Raw genomic sequence first — 17687 nt, forward strand, 5'->3', positions numbered from 1 at the left:
CCCTTAGATGGCTCGGTCTGTGTAGAGCTCAACATTGGTCAGTTTTGCTACTTCATTGATGTAATCTACAACATGCGTGGGCATCTGAAGATCTTTGATTACGGTTAAGTTGCGCAACATTGGAAAAATCATAACGTCATCCCAGCTAAGCTGCCCACCTCTATCCGAAGGCTTAATCAGCTTAGGCAAATCATTTAAAACCTGCTCTACAAGGGCTTGGTGTTCAGCTGTATTGTCCAGAGCTTGCTCAAAACTGCATTCAATCATTGCTTCCTTGTTTACGCGATAAAAATCAATTGCCGATTGAGTTTCAAACTCAGGCAAACCGATCTGTACATTGCGAGGAAAAAGCAGTGAGAAAATCGCGCGATTAACTGACATCAGTGGTTGTGTGAAACGATCAGAATCACCACCTTCGACAATTACCTGATCAGCACTGCCTAACTCATCCAACTTATGAGCGATATCAAGACTCTCCCCCATAGATTGGCCATCAATCTCTAATATCGGCACCATTTTATTGCCAACACGCTCAATACAGCTGTCGGCATCGTCATTCAGCAGGTAAATCGACTCAAAATTAACCTGTTTGTATTTAGCGACCATGTCAGCACGAACACAGAATGGACAATGATCATATTGGAAAAGCTTCATAATAACTCTCTTACATCGGGGATGGCTTATTAGAGCACAACTTATCCATCAGTATGTATCAACCTAGATAAGATAATTGCTATTCTCTATTCAAAGATGTGAGAAGGAGTCTCAATGAACCAAGCCATTCAAGATCTCTATCCAGAGAGCCATAGCCACTGTTTTGGCTGTGGTCGATCAAACGCGGATGGATGGCACCTGAAAAGTTATGTAACAGGTGACACAACTCTAGCTCACTTCACGCCAGAGCCTCAGTACAGTGGTGGTGTTCCTGGACACCTCTACGGCGGCGCGGTCGCTTCCCTACTCGACTGCCACGGCACTGCATCCGCGGCCGCTTTCAGCTACCTTCAGAAGCATGAAACACTCGAAAAAGATGCAAAGATTCAACGCCACGTTACAGGGCAATTAAATATTAAATACATCGCCCCCACTCCAATGGGCGTAGAGTTAGAGCTGCATGGCGAGCTGCTATCCATCGAGGGGCGTAAAGTGCGAGTTAAGTTGACCTTATCCGCCAATGAAAGGCTCTGTGCAGAGGCTGAGATGGTTGCGTTTGGCGTTGAGTGATTGTTGGAGCGGTCTTGTAAAGGCCGCGATTGGTATTCATTAGAGTTTATCTGAAAGCAACAGTGACTGGCTTCAGCCTGTCATCTGTTTTTTCGGTGTTTTCCAGATAGGCATTAAATTCTCACGGCGGATGACAGGCTGAGAGCCTGTCACCGGCACCATTGCTGAAGACAGAAGAAGGCTAGCCGACGCCAGTCGGATAGAAATGCTCTTGATCTTAAGAGAGATCGCGGCCTTTTCAAGACCGCTCCAACTTTTTGAATGGATCTTGGATCGATTAGTATCGACCCGCCATGTCATCCATTGAGATCGGTTTGATCTTACTGCCCTGTCCGGCACAGCCGAAGGCTTCGAAACGATCTTTGACGATACCTGAGGCTGCATCACGGGCAGCGGCTAGGAATTTACGTGGGTCAAACTCGCTCTTCTTCTCGGCCATCATACGGCGCATAGCACCGGTCATTGCCAAGCGAATGTCGGTATCAATATTGACCTTACGAACACCGTTTTGAATCCCTTTAACGATCTCCTCTACAGGGACACCGTAGGTCGGTTTCAACTCGCCACCAAACTCACGAATGATCGCTAACCACTCCTGTGGCACGCTGGAACTACCGTGCATCACCAGATGGGTGTTCGGGATTGCTTTATGAATCGCCGCGACACGATCAATTGCGAGAATATCGCCCGTCGGTGGGCGTGTAAATTTGTACGCACCGTGGCTGGTACCAATCGCAATTGCTAGGGCATCGACGCCAGTTTTCTCAACAAAGTCTTTAGCTTCATCAGGGTCGGTCAGCATTTGATCATGGCTCAAAATACCCTCAGCACCCTGACCATCCTCTTCACCGGCTTCGCCTGTCTCTAGCGAACCAAGACAGCCCAGTTCACCTTCAACCGATACACCGACAACATGCGCCATTTCACAGACTTGTCGAGTGACATCGACGTTGTATTCGTAGGTGGATGGCGTTTTACCATCGCTCATCAACGAACCATCCATCATGACACTGGAGAAACCAGAGCGGATCGACTGCATACAGACTGCAGGTGATGCACCGTGATCCTGATGCAGGACAACCGGAAGATCCGGGTGTGTCTCGATAGCCGCCAAAATGAGATGGCGAAGATAAGCCTCACCGGCGTAGGTGCGAGCGCCAGCAGATGTCTGCAGAATCACAGGACTGTCTGTTGCCTGCGCTGCTTGCATGATCGCTTGCACCTGCTCAAGGTTGTTAACGTTAAACGCAGGAACACCGTAGCTATTCTCTGCGGCGTGATCAAGTACCTGACGTAGGGATACAAGTGCCATTATTTACCTCCGAAGAGTCGATTAAGTTATTGAATTGATGGGTTAATCCACCAACTCTGAAAAGTCTTGAATGACGCGATCGGGGTTAGCCGACTCAATCGGTTCACCCATGTTGTAACCGTAAGGAAGTAACCAAACATCAATGCCTGCATTACGCGCCGTGGCCGCATCGATCGAGGAGTCACCCACAAACAGTGCATCCTCTGCTGAGATTTGCCACTGCTCAAGGCAGTCTAAAATTGACGTTGGGTCAGGCTTCTTCACTGGAAAACTGTCGCCGCTGACTACAATATCGAAGAGTTCCGTTAAGCAGTGAGCCGCTAACACACGATCGGTGTATCGGCTCTCTTTATTGGTAACCACTGCCAACTTGACCCCTTCAGACCCAAGCTTTTTAACCACCTCTAAAACATGTGGATAGAGGTAACTGGTGGTACCGCAGCAGCGTTGATAGTGCTTATCAAAGACAGGTAGTGCGCCTGCCAAAATAGGTCCAGACTCAATCTCTTCAATGGATTGGTTGTGGATGTAAGCCAGGGCTTTAATCAACAGCGCACGTGTGCCGTGCCCTATCCACGAGTTGACCTGTTCTTGAGTCACCCTTGCATAACCACACTCTTCTAAAGTGGCATTGGTGGCATCATAGATCTCCGGCGCCGTCTCGACTAAGGTACCGTCAAGATCAAATAACATCGCTTTATACATTTCTGTTACCCCTAAACTCGCTGGCGAACAGCATCAGCAACTGCGTTAGCAGTAATGCCGAAGTACTCATAGAGAACAGGAGCCGGTGCTGAATCACCAAAGCTGTCGATACCTACAACACCGCCTTTTCTGCCCACATATTTGCGCCAGAAATCGGTATGCGCAGCTTCCACTGCAACAGCCGGAAGATCCGATGGAATCGTCTGCTCTTGGTAATCTTCAGATTGGCGATCAAACAGATTGGTACAAGGCATTGAGACAACGCGAGTTGAGATACCCTCAGCCGCTAGAGTCTCTTGAGCCTGCAACGCCAATTGCACTTCAGAACCGGTTGCCATGATCACCGCTTGTGGACTGGCCATATCAGAGAGGATGTAGCCACCTTTGCGAACCTTATCTGCATCAGAGGCCGCCTTCAGTAATTTAGGCATCCCCTGTCGTGACAGCGCTAGAGCAGAGGGACCATCCTGTCGCTCAACCGAGTGCGCCCAGGCCGTTGCCGTTTCAAGGGCATCACAAGGACGCCAGACATCAAGGCCTGGGATGATGCGCAAGCTTGGAACGTGCTCGATACTTTGGTGTGTTGGGCCATCTTCACCCAGACCAATGGAGTCATGAGTAAAGACATGAACCACACGCTGTTTCATCAGTGCAGCCATTCGAATCGCATTACGAGAGTAATCGCTAAACGTGAGGAAGGTACCACCATAAGGTAGGTAGCCACCATGCAGTGCCATACCATTCATAATCGCAGCCATACCAAACTCACGAACACCGTAAGAGAGGTGGTTACCCCAAGTATCTCGGCCTGCATAGGTGGCTGTTTTGAAGTTAGTCAGGTTCGAACCGGTCAAATCAGCACTGCCGCCAAAAAACTCTGGAACAAGAGGTGCGATAGCATCTAGTGCATTTTGACTCGCTTTACGAGTCGCTACGTCCCCTTCTGCTGCAGCAATCTGAGCCATGACATCGGCAATCTTAGATTGATACTCATCGCTCAATTCACCGATCATACGACGTCTGAATTCTGCGGCTTTTTCTGGGAATGCTTTAGCGTACTCAGCAAAACGAATATCCCATTCCGCCTCTTCTGCTCTGCCTGAATCGGTGCAGTCCCAAGCGCTCTTCACGTCGCTAGGAATCTCAAATGGCGCATGATTCCAATTCAGTGCAGCGCGTGTCGCAGCGACCTCGTCAGCACCCAGTGCGGCACCATGAACGTCGTGTGTACCGACCTTATTGGGCGACCCTTTACCTATCTCGGTTTTAGTACAGATCAGTGTCGGTTTGCCATCAGCTAAGACCGCTTGAGCTTTGGCTGCACGAATCGCTGCATCGACAGCTGACGCATCATGACCGTTTACATCACGAATCACATTCCAGCCATAAGCTTCAAAACGTGCCGGCGTATCATCAGCAAACCACCCTTCGACGTGGCCATCAATCGAGATACCGTTGTCGTCGTAGATCGCGATGAGCTTAGACGTTCTTAGGGTCCCAGCCAGTGAGCAGACCTCGTGACTGATCCCCTCCATCATGCAGCCATCACCCAAGAAACAGTAGGTGAAATGGTCCACTATAGTGTGCCCTGATTCATTAAACTCTGCCGCCAACATCTTCTCGGCAAGTGCCAAACCGACAGCATTCGAGATACCCTGGCCTAATGGACCCGTCGTAGTCTCCACACCCGCTGTAACGCCCACTTCAGGGTGACCTGGTGTCTTAGAGTGCAGTTGGCGGAACTGTTTAAGTTCATCGATTGGAAGATCGTATCCCGTTAAATGCAGCAGTGCATAGATCAACATTGAACCGTGACCATTAGAGAGAACAAAACGGTCGCGATCTGGCCAGTGTGGATTGGCTGGACTGTGTTTCAAGTGACGGTTCCAAAGAACCTCTGCAATTTCTGCCATACCCATCGGTGCACCTGGGTGTCCCGATTTTGCGGCTTCGACGGCATCGATCGCTAGAAAGCGAATCGCATTGGCCATCTCATTTGCCATAGCGGCATTCGGTGCTGTTCTGTTCATCTGTTGCTCCTAATTAGCGACGGCCTTAACCACGACCCAAGGCGCGATTACGACGTTCCATCATGCGCCATACAAAGGGTGTGAAGATCAACTGCATTGCCAGCTCCATCTTGCCCCCAGGGACAACAATGGTATTGGCACGTGACATGAAGCTATTGCCAATCATGTTCAAGAGATACTGGAAGTCGATCCCCTTAGGGTTAGCAAAGCGGATAATCACCATGCTCTCATCGGCAGAAGGGATGTCCCGAGCGATGAAAGGGTTAGAGGTGTCGACCATCGGTACGCGTTGGAAATTCACATGCGTATGTTCAAATTGAGGGCAGATGTAGTGAATGTAATCAGGCATGCGGCGCAGAATCGTATCCGTTACCGCTTCAGCACTGTAACCACGCTGGTTCTTATCGCGCCAAAGCTTCTGCGTCCACTCAAGGTTGATGACGGGAACCACACCGATACGTAGATCTGGGTATTGGGCTATATCGTTCTGCTCAGTTTTCACCGCGCCGTGCAGGCCTTCATAGAAAAGGATATCGGTATCTTTATCGATCTCTTCCCAAGGTGTGAAGGTGCCTGGCTCTTGTCCGTAAGGCTCAGCCTCATCTTGGTTGTGCAGGTAGAAGCGTTTTTTACCGGTACCCGTCTCAGAGTAGCTTTTAAACAGGCCTTCGAGCTCATCAAACAGGTTGTTCTCTGGACCAAAGTGGCTGAGATGTTTATTGCCCGCTGCATCGGCTTGCGCCAACTGCTTTTTCATTTCGGTACGATCGTAACGGTGGAAGCTATCGCCTTCGACAATCGCGGCTTTAACATTTTCACGACGAAAGATGTTTGAGAATGTGCGAGTAACGGTTGAAGTACCTGCACCTGATGAGCCGGTAATCGCAATAATTGGGTGACGTTCTGACATAATGTTTCTCCAGGTCCAGTAACTTAATCGCGGAATAGACTGCGTTCAGCAAAGAGCGGCATATCTTCGCCTTTCTCTTCGATCGGTTCGTTGTGGTAACGCTCAATGCGCTCGACCTCGTTTTTAGAACCAAACACCAAACCTATGCGTTGGTGAAGCTCAGTCGGTTTCACATCCAGCATTGGGTAGCTGCCTGTACTGGCACGACCACCGGCCTGCTCGATAATCATACCGACAGGATTTGCCTCATAGAGCAGTCGTAACTTACCGGCTTTGCTTGGATCTTTGGTGTCACGTGGATACATGAAGACACCACCACGCATTAGGATACGGTGCGCCTCCGCTACCATCGAAGCGATCCAACGCATGTTGAAGTCTTTACCGCGCGGACCCGTCGATCCCGCAAGACACTCATCTACGTAACGTTTAACGGGCGCTTCCCAGAAACGGCTATTAGAGGTATTGATCGCGAACTCTTGAGTCTCCTCAGGAATGGTGATGCTGGGGTGAGTCAACATAAACTCACCTAAAGCGGGATCCAGAGTAAAACCAACTACACCGTTACCCACCGTAAGAATCAGCATGGTCGAGGGACCATAAAGCGCGTATCCCGCCGCTACCTGTTGTGATCCGGGCTGAAGAAATACCTCTTCTTGAATAGGCGCTGTTGCATCATCCGGTGCACGAAGAATCGAGAAAATACTGCCCACCGAGACGTTCACATCAATGTTCGATGAGCCATCGAGTGGATCAAATACAATCAGATAGCGACCTTTCGGATTCCCCTCTGGGATATCCAGCGCCTCATCCATCTCTTCCGAGGCCATGCCGAGAAGATGTCCGCCCCACTCGGTCGTTTTGATGAAGATGTCATTACTGAGCACATCCAGTTTCTTCTGAGCCTCACCCTGGACATTGATACTGCCACCAGCATCTTCATTGTGCTCACCATGCAGGCCCGCTAACTCGCCATAAGCGACAGCTTTCGCGATCTGCTTACAGGCCATCGCAACATCCAAAATCAAGGCGTTAAAATCACCGCTGGCGCTTGGGTAACGACGACGCTCCTCAATGAGGTATTGAGTTAAGGTCGTTCTATTGGTTCTAAATGGCATATCAGTTGCCTCTTATTATTTTTAAAAATCGGTATCCTTAAGCGATCAGTTGAGCCAACTGCTCTAAACTCACATCGCTTAATGAAGGAACAATTAAGTCAGCCCCTGTGAAATCATGGTGCTTGGAAAACTCATTAGGGGTTATTACAGTAGCCAATTCGGCGCCTTTAGCGGCTCTTAACCCATTGTTGGTATCTTCAATGGCGATAGCTTCTGCCGATGAGACACCAAGACGCTCCAATGCTTGAAGGTAGACACTGGGGTCCGGTTTTTTATTCGGAGCAGTTTCTGCGTTTTCGACAACGGTGAACGTCTCCTGCCAGTCATCGCCCATGGCGTGAGAGAGCAGTGCTTCTATATTGGCTGGACTGGTCGTTGTGGCGATGGCTAGCTTTAAACCAGCAGACTTCGCGGCTTTAATTAGCTCTAAAACACCAGGGCGCATCGCAACCTCTCCGCAAGCAACCATCTCTTCATAACGAGCAGTTTTAGTGGCATGCAGCTCTGGAATGATTGAGTCGATGCGCTCTTCGCTGACTTGAACACCTCGATCAGGCCGTTGGTTCCAGTAGTGACGAATTCGCTCTTTGCCGCCCGAGACTTCAAGCAGCTCTGTATAGGTCTCTAAATCCCATAACCAAGTGAGGCCCGCTGTTTCAAAGGCATAGTTGAAAGCAGCCATATGCGCCATTTCGGTGTCTGCCAATGTACCGTCGACATCAAAAATTAACGCTTTAAGTGCCATTTAATACCTTCAGTTATATTCTTATGTTTATTTTCTATTAACTAAGAGTATTCAGTGTGCTAAGTAAGCGCAATTAAAATGAGGTTATATTAGGATTAAGAAATCACTTAACTAACAACCGACGTAAAAAAGCCCCGATGCTTTTACATCGAGGCTTACTAAATAAAAGTTAATCTGCCATCAAATCTCTATCCGCGTCCCACCCCTTTGATTTTGCATGAACAATGGCTTGTTCTTGAATATGTAGGTAACGCACTCGGATCTCATCTGGCAACTGACTGACAGAAAATCCATAATTCTCCCACTCATCATTGACCTGACGCCAGAGTGTCTCCAGCCCCTGCACTAACCAACCCTCACAACTTTCCGTTTCCGGAATCAAACCAAAAGCCCAAGCATCCCTGATGATTTTTCCGGTATCGGTCATCCCTCCGTAAAGGTCATTGTGAATGCCGACGTATGTTTTTGATTTTTGCATAACGACTCCTAACAGGTCAGGCTGGCAAATAAGCTGGGTAGCTTTTCTGGCAGACGATCAACGTTATCGACCACCGTATAGTTATTGGCCCCAAAAATTCGTTTAACATAACTATCAGCATTGGGGTCTAAGGTTAAGCAATAGGTTAAAACACCTTGGCTGTACAGCTCTTCGACAGCTTTCTTGGTATCGTGCCTAAGGTGTTGGGGATCACGCTCATCGATATCAGCTGGTTCCCCATCTGTGACCAACAGGAGCAGCTTGCGGCGTTCAGGTTGTTTCATCAAAAGACTTCCAGCATGTCGCATGGCTGCTCCCATACGAGTTGACAGCCCTCCCGTCATTCCTGCAAGACGACTTTTTGCTTCGTCATTAAAGCTCTGATTAAAATCTTTAAATTTAAAGTATTGAACATCGTGTCGACCATCAGAAGCGAATCCATGTATCGAAAAAGGATCACCGATGCCATTGATCGCGCTTGAAACCAGCGTCGCTGCTTCACGCGTCAACTCAAGCACACTTTTATCAGATCCCTCCATGGTCTCATTCGTCGACTCAGATAGGTCCAACAATACAGTCACTGCAAGATCGCGATTTTTGACAACATTACGCATTGTGATTCTGGGGTTGGGTTGTTCACCCATTCTGATGGCAATCATCGCATCGATGGCCGCATTCAGATCAATCTCATCACCATCTTCCATATTTCGCTCTCTTTGAACGCCATCCGGTGAGAGAAGATCAACAACCTGTTTAATTTTCTGCACTATCGGCTTATGTTCTTGAAAGATCCGATCAATCGTTTCTGGATCCCCTTTTTGAGCTCTTTTTTCGTACACCGTTGCCCAATCGGGTCGGTATAACTGCACCTGATAATCCCACTCCTGATAGTGGTATGGATCTGAAATAGGCTCTTTACCCCAGCGGTCATTAAAAGACTCGGTCGCTTCACCTGCATCCTCATAAGGCATGAACTCTGTCGCGCATACCCAAACTTCTTGGGCATCATCGCCCGCTAGCTCACAGTCCACCTCATTCGCCATTTCGACGGCACTGACATACTTTCTTAACTGTCGTTGCGAAGCGGGAATATACTCCAGACCATGCTCAGCTAGATTGAAAGGCTCAAACTCCCAAACAAAACGATTATCATCACGATAAGGTGTGCGCATGGACTGCAGAATACGTAGACTGGGCACCTCTTTACGGTCATCAAACAGAGCAAAAAGCGCCAGTCCTAACTGAAAGCTGATTTCAGAAGAGTCTTTTTTAGCAGAAATTTCATGATGAAACTTAGCCGATAATTCATTCAACTCTGGGTCGTCTGATCTTACTGTTTCATCCATCAGCATCAATGCAAACTGACCCAACCGCTGTAAGGTTGGGTGTTCCTCACGGCCCTCCGGCTCAATTGACAGTAACGCTTGCCAAGTGGAACGCAGTCCAGGAAAGTCTTGCATCGCACAATACTCAACCCTGGCATCTTCGATCAATGCGATAAAGAACATCTGCGCCTGACTAAGGCCGCTAGCATCCATTCGGTCAGTCGTATAACTCATATGAGCAGCAGCGTGTGCCACTTGAGCACGATATAACGAGACGCCATCCACCTGGTTGAGATCATCAACCGCATCTGGCAAATGCATAACATGATGTTCAATGTAAGGTTTAAAGTCTTCGTAATCTGCCGAGGTGGGACGAAGAAAAAAATCTCTTCCCCATAAAGCCCTTAAGTAAAAATTTAATTTGCGTTGCGCATCAATAAACAGCGTACCCTTGCGCTCTTGTTGCAGCATTTTTTGACTATCAGCGGTCTTGAGCTCGAAATAACTGACTAGATTAACAAAATCTCTTCGATAAGCATCCGCCCCAAAGTTAGCCCAACGTCGAAGTCCTGAAAGCGTCAGCTTTGATAGCAGCTCATCCATATGATTCAGCATCGGCCTAAGGCCGCGAGCTGCCTTAGCAGACAATTGATGGATGAGAGTAAGGTACCCTCTCAGCAATTCAGGATCACCAAGACGATTTGCAGCAATCGGCAGGGATTGCAATAACAGAGTAATGACTTCACCAGAGGTCATCGAAGCGAGTTTCATGGCTGCATGAATACAGTCACTCATGACATCCTCACCACACTCTTTCACGACCTGTGGCATGCATTCAATAAACGCGATCACGAGCTCTTTACCACGACCTAGATTCGCCAAACTCTGTGCACCCTCAAGATAGTCTTGTAAGGCAGGCGATGACATCACTCGTGCGGCTTCATGAAAGTGACTCTCTAAAACATCGTTCATTTCTGGAGCGATGCTCTCAAGAGATTGACGATACTGGTCCATGTCGATACTCATCGGTGCTGCCCCTGTTAGCTCACAAAAAATGTGTTGACTGCAGCATCTAGGGTTTCTCGCATATCTGGATCATCGGTCAATGGTGTTACTAACGTCATTTTGCACGCAGACAACGGATCTACACCTTCAGCGATCATCTGCCCAGCATAGACAAGCAAACGAGTTGATATTCCTTCATCAAGGCCGTGCCCTTTCAAATTCCTCGCACGGTGGGCTATTTGAACCAATTTATTGGCGATATCAAGACCCACACCTGTCTCTTTATCTACAATTTCAGCTTCATCAGAATCTTTCGGATAGTCAAAGTTCATCGCACCAAATCGCTGTTTAGTGGATTGTTTAAGATCTTTCATCAGGCTTTGATAACCGGGGTTATAAGAGATAACCAATTGAAAATCAGGGTGCGCCTCGATCAGTTCCCCTTTTTTATCCAAAGGCAGTGTTCTGCGATGGTCAGTTAAGGGGTGAATCACAACGGTGGTATCTTGTCTTGCTTCAACGACCTCATCCAAGTAACAAATTGCCCCTATTCTGGCAGCTGTCGCTAATGGACCATCCTGCCAATGGGTACCGTCCTTATCGAGCAAAAAACGTCCAACCAGATCTGAGGCCGTCATATCTTCGTTACAGGCAACCGTAATCAGAGGACGCTTCAGTTTCCAGGCCATATACTCCACAAACCTTGATTTGCCGCATCCCGTTGGCCCTTTGAGCATCACCGGCATACGTCTTGCATAGGCGGCTTGATACATATCGACCTCATTGCCTACCGCCTTATAAAAGGGTTCGTCCTTGATAATGTATTGATCCGTATTCACTGCACTCATACTCTTACCTTTTGTATTCATTGAGAGCAAAACCCCCTCATTAGAGGGGGTATCTATAGCGTTATACTGGGTTGCCTCGGTAAACCACCATCTCAGCACCTTTTGACTGAGCATAGTTGTCATAACCGACCAACCTAACGTGGTTATTAGGGTGGGCTTGGTGGCAAGCTTCAGCCTCATTCAGAACTCGATCAACGTCGGTCTCACCGAACAGTGGCAACTTCCACATGTACCAGTAGTGATCGAACGCATTCTCTGGCTCTGTATGCTCTATCGCCGGGTTCCATCCTTTAGACACGATGTACTCAACTTGCTTTCGAATTTGTTCAGCATTCATCTCAGGCAGGTAAGAGAATGTCTCGAATTTACGGCTATTCACATCACTCAGGCTTGATGCGTAATCTTGCATTTCACTCATCATCTATTCCTCAACTCTAATAAGAGCTCAATTTATTAAGGAGGGTCTCTAAGGAACCCTCCCATTACTTTATTTATGAGAGACGTCTAGCTTATCGACCGTATCGAATTCAAACTTGATCTCTTTCCAGGTTTCCATGGCAACTTTTAGCTCAGGGCTGTGCTCGGCTGCAGAGAGAAGGATTTGTTTACCATCTTTCTCAAGTTCAGCACCGTGATTTCGCGCTTCAACACAGGCTTCAAGAGCCACACGGTTCGCAGCTGCACCTGCGGCATTACCCCACGGGTGACCCAAAGTACCACCACCAAACTGTAGAACTGAGTCATCACCAAAAATGTTAACCAATGCAGGCATGTGCCAAACATGGATACCGCCCGAGGCAACCGGAATAACACCCGGCATAGATCCCCAGTCTTGATCAAACATAATGCCGCGACTGCGATCCTCTTTTGTAAAAGAGTCACGCATTAGATCGATCCAGCCCAAGGTCGCCTCACGGTCACCTTCCAACTTACCAACCACCGTGCCAGAGTGAAGATGGTCACCACCGGAAAGACGAAGCATCTTAGTCAGCACTCGGAAATGGATACCGTGATTAGGGTTGCGGTCTAGAACAGCGTGCATGGCACGGTGAATGTGCAACAACATGCCATTTTCACGACACCAATTTGCTAGACCTGTGTTAGCGGTAAAACCACCCGTCAGATAATCGTGCATAATGATCGGGGCGCCGATCTCTTTTGCATACTCGGCACGCTTATACATCTCTTCCGGAGTTGGCGCTGTCACGTTCAGGTAGTGACCTTTACGCTCACCCGTTTCAGCTTCGGCTTTTTCAATGGCTTCCATGACAAAATCAAATCGTTGTCTCCAGCGCATGAACGGTTGAGAGTTAACGTTCTCATCATCCTTGGTAAAATCGAGACCACCGCGAAGACACTCATAAACTGCTCGTCCGTAGTTTTTGGCTGACAAACCCAGCTTAGGCTTGATGGTGCACCCCAACATTGGACGACCGTATTTGTTCATAATGTCGCGCTCTACCTGAATGCCGTGTGGTGGTCCACCACAGGTCATTACATAGGCGACCGGAATACGAACATCTTCCAATCGCAAAGAACGCACTGCCTTAAAGCCAAATACGTTACCAACAAGAGAGGTCAATACATTGACAACAGAGCCCTCTTCGAACAGGTCAATTGGGTAGGCAATGAATGCGTAGAACGCCTCGTCATTACCAGGAACATCCTCGATAGCGTAAGCGCGGCCTTTATAGTACTCAAGATCAGTGAGCAGATCTGTCCACACGGTCGTCCAAGTACCGGTAGAAGACTCTGCCGCAACTGCTGCTGCCGCCTCTTCACGTGGCACTCCATCTTGTGCAATTACCTTAAAACACGCCAGAAAGTCCGTATCTTTTGGTGTGTAATCGGGCATCCAATACGTCTCACGGTACTCCTTTACACCTGCTTGATAGCTTTTTGCCATGGTCAATTTCTCCTGTTGGATTAAACCTTGATTATTGTTGTGCTGTTTGAGTGCCAGGCTGAAATCAACTTAGCAATCGCATAGGAGAGACGTTATGGGAAAGTAATGTTAAGAACAACACAAACTTTCTTATCAAAATGATAAGTGATTACTTAACATTAATATTCAATCAGGAATTAAATAGATACTGTTTACATTAAGGTTAAACTTAACTATTTTGAATAAACCACAATAAATAACTCAAAGCATTAATCGGAGGAGCCAGTGCGTAATACAACCTTTCGTCAGCTCAGAGTCTTTAATGAAGTCGCAAAACAGCTGAGTTTCATTAGAGCCGCGGAATCTCTTCACCTAACTCCCCCGGCGATTACCATGCAAATTAAAGAGCTTGAAAGTAACGTAGGCATGCCGTTGTTTGATCGTGCTGGCAAAAAAGTCACGCTAACCACAGCAGGTGAATATATGCTGGTCTACGCTAGAAGAATCCTAGCGACCGTTAAAGACGCTGAAGATGCTGCAGCAAGATTAATTCACGCAGAAGCTGGAACAATTACGATAGGGATTGTTAGAACCGCAAAATACTTCATGATGCACCTTATTTCTGAATTCATTGAAGAACATAAGAGTGTCGACATAAAGCTATCGATTGGTAATCGTGAACAGCTGCTCAAATCTTTGCAAAACAATGAAGTTGATCTCGCTATTATGGGTCGACCACCCAAAGAGATGCGGACCCGAAATGAACCCTTTGCGGCTCACCCACACGTTTTTGTGGCCGCGCCCACAAACCCGTTATTTTTAAGAAGCCTGGATGAGCGGTTAACACCCGAGGAGCTGCGAGATATCCCGTTTATTGTTCGTGAAGAGGGCTCAGGCACACGAGCAGCGATGGAACGCTTTTTCGAGGGGAGAAGTATTGAACCGCATTATAAGTTTGAACTGGATTCCAACGAAATGATCAAACAGGCCGTAATGGCCGATCTGGGGATAGGATTTGTGTCACAGCACACAGTCGGTTTAGAACTGGAGCACCAAAAACTGGGGATACTCAATGTCGATGGCGCACCCATTGTTAGAGCCTGGAACCTTGTGCATACACAATCGAAGGTACTCTCCCCCGCTGCAGAGGCGTTCCGATACTTTATGCTTGAGCGTGCAGAGAGCTTCCTAGCTGAGCAGTTTGGGCGGTTAGAGTAAGCTTGGGGCGATCTTTTCGGTGACTGGCCTTCAGCCTGTCAACCGCATTTCTATCCGACTAGCGTCGGCTAGCCTTCTTCTTTGTGTGAGCAAAGAAGAAGCAAGAAAACACACCCCGCTCCTTCGGCCTTCGGCACACTGCGCGCGATACTCTTTTTCTAACATCAAAAGGCACATTTCAGAGCCTGCTCCGTGCAGGCGCTGAAACTCTCGCCCATCCGGGGCTCGATCCTTTCAACGTCTTAACGAAAAAGAGCACCGTGCTCGTTCTCAGTCGGACGGGGAACGGGGTGCCAGATTCGAATCTGGCACTGTTGGAGCGGTCTTGAAAAGGCCGCGATGGGTATTAAGTTAAGCTTAGCTATTGGCACCGGTGTCTGGCTTTAGCCTGACATCCACTTTCTCAGCGTTTTCCAGATTATTAGTAAATCTTACCAGCGGATGACAGGCTGAAGGCCTGTCACCAAATATCGCGGCCTTTTTAAGACCGCTCCAACTCAGATTACTTACGTGCTGCCTTAAGTGTATCCGCAATCATAAACGCTAACTCAAGTGACTGGTCAGCATTAAGGCGTGGGTCACACTGGGTGATGTAGCGCTCTGCCAGGGCAGATTCTGTGATTTGGTAGGCACCACCAACACACTCAGTTACATGATTACCGGTCATCTCAAAATGAACACCACCGGCGTAGCTACCCTCTGCCTTGTGAATCTCGAAGAAGGATTTCATCTCTGAGAGGATCGCATCGACCGAGCGGGTTTTGTAACCGCTGCTCGCTTTTACCGTATTGCCGTGCATCGGGTCGTTGCTCCAGACAACATTCACGCCCAGATCATTCACAGCACGCACTAGCTGTGGAAGGTGATCGCCGATCTTATCGGCACCCATGCGGGCAATCAGATTGATACGACCCGCTTCGTTCTCTGGGTTTAGAATCTCTAATAGACGTTTTAAATCATCCACTTGAGTGGTTGGGCCCACTTTTACACCGACCGGGTTTTGAACACCACGCAAGAACTCAACGTGCGCATGATCAGGCTGACGAGTCCGATCACCAATCCAGAGCATGTGCGCTGAACAGTCATACCAACCGTTGGTCAAACTGTCTTGGCGCGTCAACGCCTCTTCATAAGGCAGCAACAGTGCTTCGTGTGAGGTGTAGAGCGTTGTCTCAGAGAGCTGCGGTGTATTGTCTGAATTCAATCCACAGGCCGCCATGAACGACAACGCTTGATCGATCTGTGCGGCTAGCGCTTCATACTTTTCATGCGCAGGCGACTGAGACACGAAGCCTTGGTTCCATTTATGAACCTGATGCAGATCGGCAAAGCCACCACGTGAGAAGGCGCGCAGTAGGTTTAACGTTGCTGAGGATTGATGATAAGCCTTCAACATACGCTCAGGATCTGGAATACGCGCTTCTGCCGTGAACTCGGCCGAGTTGACGTTGTCACCACGGTATGAAGGTAGCTCGACACCATCAATCGTCTCAGTATCGCTAGAGCGAGGTTTAGCGAATTGGCCAGCAATTCGCCCTACTTTTACTACAGGACAACTACCCGAGAACGCCAATACAACGGCCATCTGCATTAGCAATTTAAAGGTATCTTTGATCTTATCAGCACTGAACTCGTTAAAGCTCTCTGCACAGTCACCACCCTGTAACAGAAACGCTTCACCACGACTGACACGTGCTAGATCAGCTTTTAAAGATCGGATCTCTCCTGCAAAAACCAGAGGTGGCTGTTGTTTCAGCTCAGCCTCAATCGATTGCAGTGCCGTTAGGTCTGGGTAAGTCGGTAACTGTTTAACCGGCAGATCGCGCCAGCTATTGGGCGTCCATACGCTCATGTGAAAAATTCCTTTAGGTGGTGATTAAAGAGGTTTCTAGTCTACTAAATTAATGCCAACAACTGCAGTAGGTAGAGCCCGAAAGTTATCGTGATCATCGACACAAAGGTCGTCAGAACGATGATGTTGGCGGCAAGTTCATCGTCATCACCTGCAATTTTGGCCATCACATAACTGGCAGCCGCGGTAGGAGATGCTAGGAACAGAAACAGAGTCCCTAACTCCATTCCACTAATGCCCAAGTAGGCGCCAATGGCCGTGAACAGCAGTGGTACCCAAATCAACTTGACCAGCGTAGCATTGACGGCCAACCAACCTGACAGACGAAAGGCTTTTAACGACAGCGTTGCGCCAATGCAGAGCAGTGCTAGTGGCAGTGACATAGACCCGAAGAGTTGAGCCGACTCCTCTACCCAGAGTGGCAATCGCAGATGCAAGAGTGACAGCAACGCACCGATTAACACCCCAATAATCATCGGGTTCAGCACCACCTCTTTCGCAACCACCAATGGTGTAGGACGATAGCGTGTACTGAAGACCGAAAAGAGCACGACCGAAAGACCGTTGTTTAGGATTCCCGCTAAACCAGCCATTAATCCGGCCACTTGCAGCCCCTCATTGCCATAAAGGCTCAATACCAGCGCCAGTGCGATGATGCCGTGATTACCTCTGAAACCTGCCTGAATAAAGACAGCACGCTGATCCGGCCGAATCCACCGATAAGCGACGAATCCCATGAGTATGACGACTGCGAAGTTCGCCAGGATGTAGTAGCCAAACAGAACGGAATCAAGCAGTCCAACCACGTCCGCTCGGTAGGTAGCTAAACCTAACAGAGTAGGCAGGGTTGCTTTGTAGACCAACATCGAGGCGCCACTGATGAAACCATCACTCAACAGGTTAAATCGTTTTAGCAGCAATCCGATGATGACCAGGGAGAAAATGGGGGCCGTAACAGCAAATATTTGAGCAAACAGCTCGAAGTGATTCATGCGATTCCAAGTCCATGTGGAGTAGACGTCTATTATGGCCGAT

Annotated in this window: 16 protein-coding genes; 2 read left to right on the plus strand and 14 right to left on the minus strand. The window is 48.4% G+C overall.

Features of this window, described 5'->3' with window-relative positions:
* Positions 1-3: 3 nt before the first annotated feature.
* Positions 4-654 carry a glutaredoxin 2 gene (gene grxB, locus XMD530_RS04265; protein ID WP_173506793.1) on the minus strand — a complete coding sequence of 217 codons (651 nt, stop codon included), beginning with the start codon at positions 652-654 and terminating at the stop codon, positions 4-6.
* Positions 655-768: 114 nt separating this feature from the next.
* Here grxB and XMD530_RS04270 point away from each other — a divergent pair, with 114 nt between their 5' ends.
* Positions 769-1224 (plus strand): PaaI family thioesterase, encoded by a 456-nt coding sequence (locus XMD530_RS04270; RefSeq protein WP_173506794.1) that lies wholly within the window; start codon positions 769-771, stop codon positions 1222-1224.
* Positions 1225-1501: 277 nt separating this feature from the next.
* On the opposite strand, the gene fba is transcribed toward XMD530_RS04270, so the two are convergent.
* The 11 genes from fba to XMD530_RS04325 form a co-directional block, all read right to left on the minus strand.
* A complete protein-coding gene (fba, locus tag XMD530_RS04275; RefSeq protein WP_173481511.1) occupies positions 1502-2536 on the minus strand; it encodes a class II fructose-bisphosphate aldolase in 1035 nt (344 codons plus the stop codon).
* A 42-nt stretch (positions 2537-2578) separates the two neighbouring features.
* Positions 2579-3241 carry an HAD family hydrolase gene (locus tag XMD530_RS04280; protein WP_173506795.1) on the minus strand — a complete coding sequence of 221 codons (663 nt, stop codon included), beginning with the start codon at positions 3239-3241 and terminating at the stop codon, positions 2579-2581.
* 11 nt (positions 3242-3252) lie between these two features.
* Entirely contained in the window at positions 3253-5271 is a 2019-nt protein-coding gene (tkt, locus tag XMD530_RS04285) for a transketolase (RefSeq protein WP_173494375.1), read from the minus strand.
* Positions 5272-5296: 25 nt separating this feature from the next.
* Positions 5297-6181 carry a phosphoribulokinase gene (locus tag XMD530_RS04290; RefSeq protein WP_173483141.1) on the minus strand — a complete coding sequence of 295 codons (885 nt, stop codon included), beginning with the start codon at positions 6179-6181 and terminating at the stop codon, positions 5297-5299.
* Positions 6182-6204: 23 nt separating this feature from the next.
* Positions 6205-7296, minus strand: coding sequence for a class 1 fructose-bisphosphatase (locus XMD530_RS04295; RefSeq protein WP_173483142.1), 1092 nt, complete (start codon positions 7294-7296; stop codon positions 6205-6207).
* A 37-nt stretch (positions 7297-7333) separates the two neighbouring features.
* The gene (locus tag XMD530_RS04300) at positions 7334-8041 is read right to left on the minus strand and encodes an HAD-IA family hydrolase (RefSeq protein WP_173483143.1); all 708 of its coding nucleotides are present in this window, start codon (positions 8039-8041) and stop codon (positions 7334-7336) included.
* A 169-nt stretch (positions 8042-8210) separates the two neighbouring features.
* A complete protein-coding gene (locus XMD530_RS04305) occupies positions 8211-8519 on the minus strand; it encodes a hypothetical protein (protein WP_173481517.1) in 309 nt (102 codons plus the stop codon).
* An 8-nt stretch (positions 8520-8527) separates the two neighbouring features.
* Positions 8528-10870 carry a nitric oxide reductase activation protein NorD gene (locus XMD530_RS04310; protein WP_173506796.1) on the minus strand — a complete coding sequence of 781 codons (2343 nt, stop codon included), beginning with the start codon at positions 10868-10870 and terminating at the stop codon, positions 8528-8530.
* Between the two features lie 14 nt (positions 10871-10884).
* A complete protein-coding gene (locus XMD530_RS04315; RefSeq protein WP_173481519.1) occupies positions 10885-11697 on the minus strand; it encodes a CbbQ/NirQ/NorQ/GpvN family protein in 813 nt (270 codons plus the stop codon).
* Between the two features lie 61 nt (positions 11698-11758).
* On the minus strand, positions 11759-12118 hold the full coding sequence (locus tag XMD530_RS04320; protein WP_217364159.1) for a ribulose bisphosphate carboxylase small subunit: 360 nt from the start codon (positions 12116-12118) through the stop codon (positions 11759-11761).
* A 66-nt stretch (positions 12119-12184) separates the two neighbouring features.
* On the minus strand, positions 12185-13603 hold the full coding sequence (locus XMD530_RS04325; protein ID WP_173481521.1) for a form I ribulose bisphosphate carboxylase large subunit: 1419 nt from the start codon (positions 13601-13603) through the stop codon (positions 12185-12187).
* A gap of 264 nt (positions 13604-13867) precedes the next feature.
* Between XMD530_RS04325 and XMD530_RS04330 the strand changes: the two genes are divergently transcribed.
* Positions 13868-14800 (plus strand): LysR family transcriptional regulator, encoded by a 933-nt coding sequence (locus XMD530_RS04330; RefSeq protein WP_173481522.1) that lies wholly within the window; start codon positions 13868-13870, stop codon positions 14798-14800.
* Between the two features lie 502 nt (positions 14801-15302).
* Here XMD530_RS04330 and XMD530_RS04335 read toward each other — a convergent pair.
* A complete protein-coding gene (locus XMD530_RS04335; RefSeq protein ID WP_173506797.1) occupies positions 15303-16652 on the minus strand; it encodes a class II 3-deoxy-7-phosphoheptulonate synthase in 1350 nt (449 codons plus the stop codon).
* Positions 16653-16696: 44 nt separating this feature from the next.
* Positions 16697-17644, minus strand: a complete 948-nt coding sequence (locus XMD530_RS04340; RefSeq protein WP_173494373.1) for an AEC family transporter — start codon at positions 17642-17644, stop codon at positions 16697-16699.
* Positions 17645-17687 lie beyond the last annotated feature (43 nt).

This window comes from Marinobacterium sp. xm-d-530, assembly GCF_013283365.1.
Taxonomy (GTDB): domain Bacteria; phylum Pseudomonadota; class Gammaproteobacteria; order Pseudomonadales; family Balneatricaceae; genus Marinobacterium_E.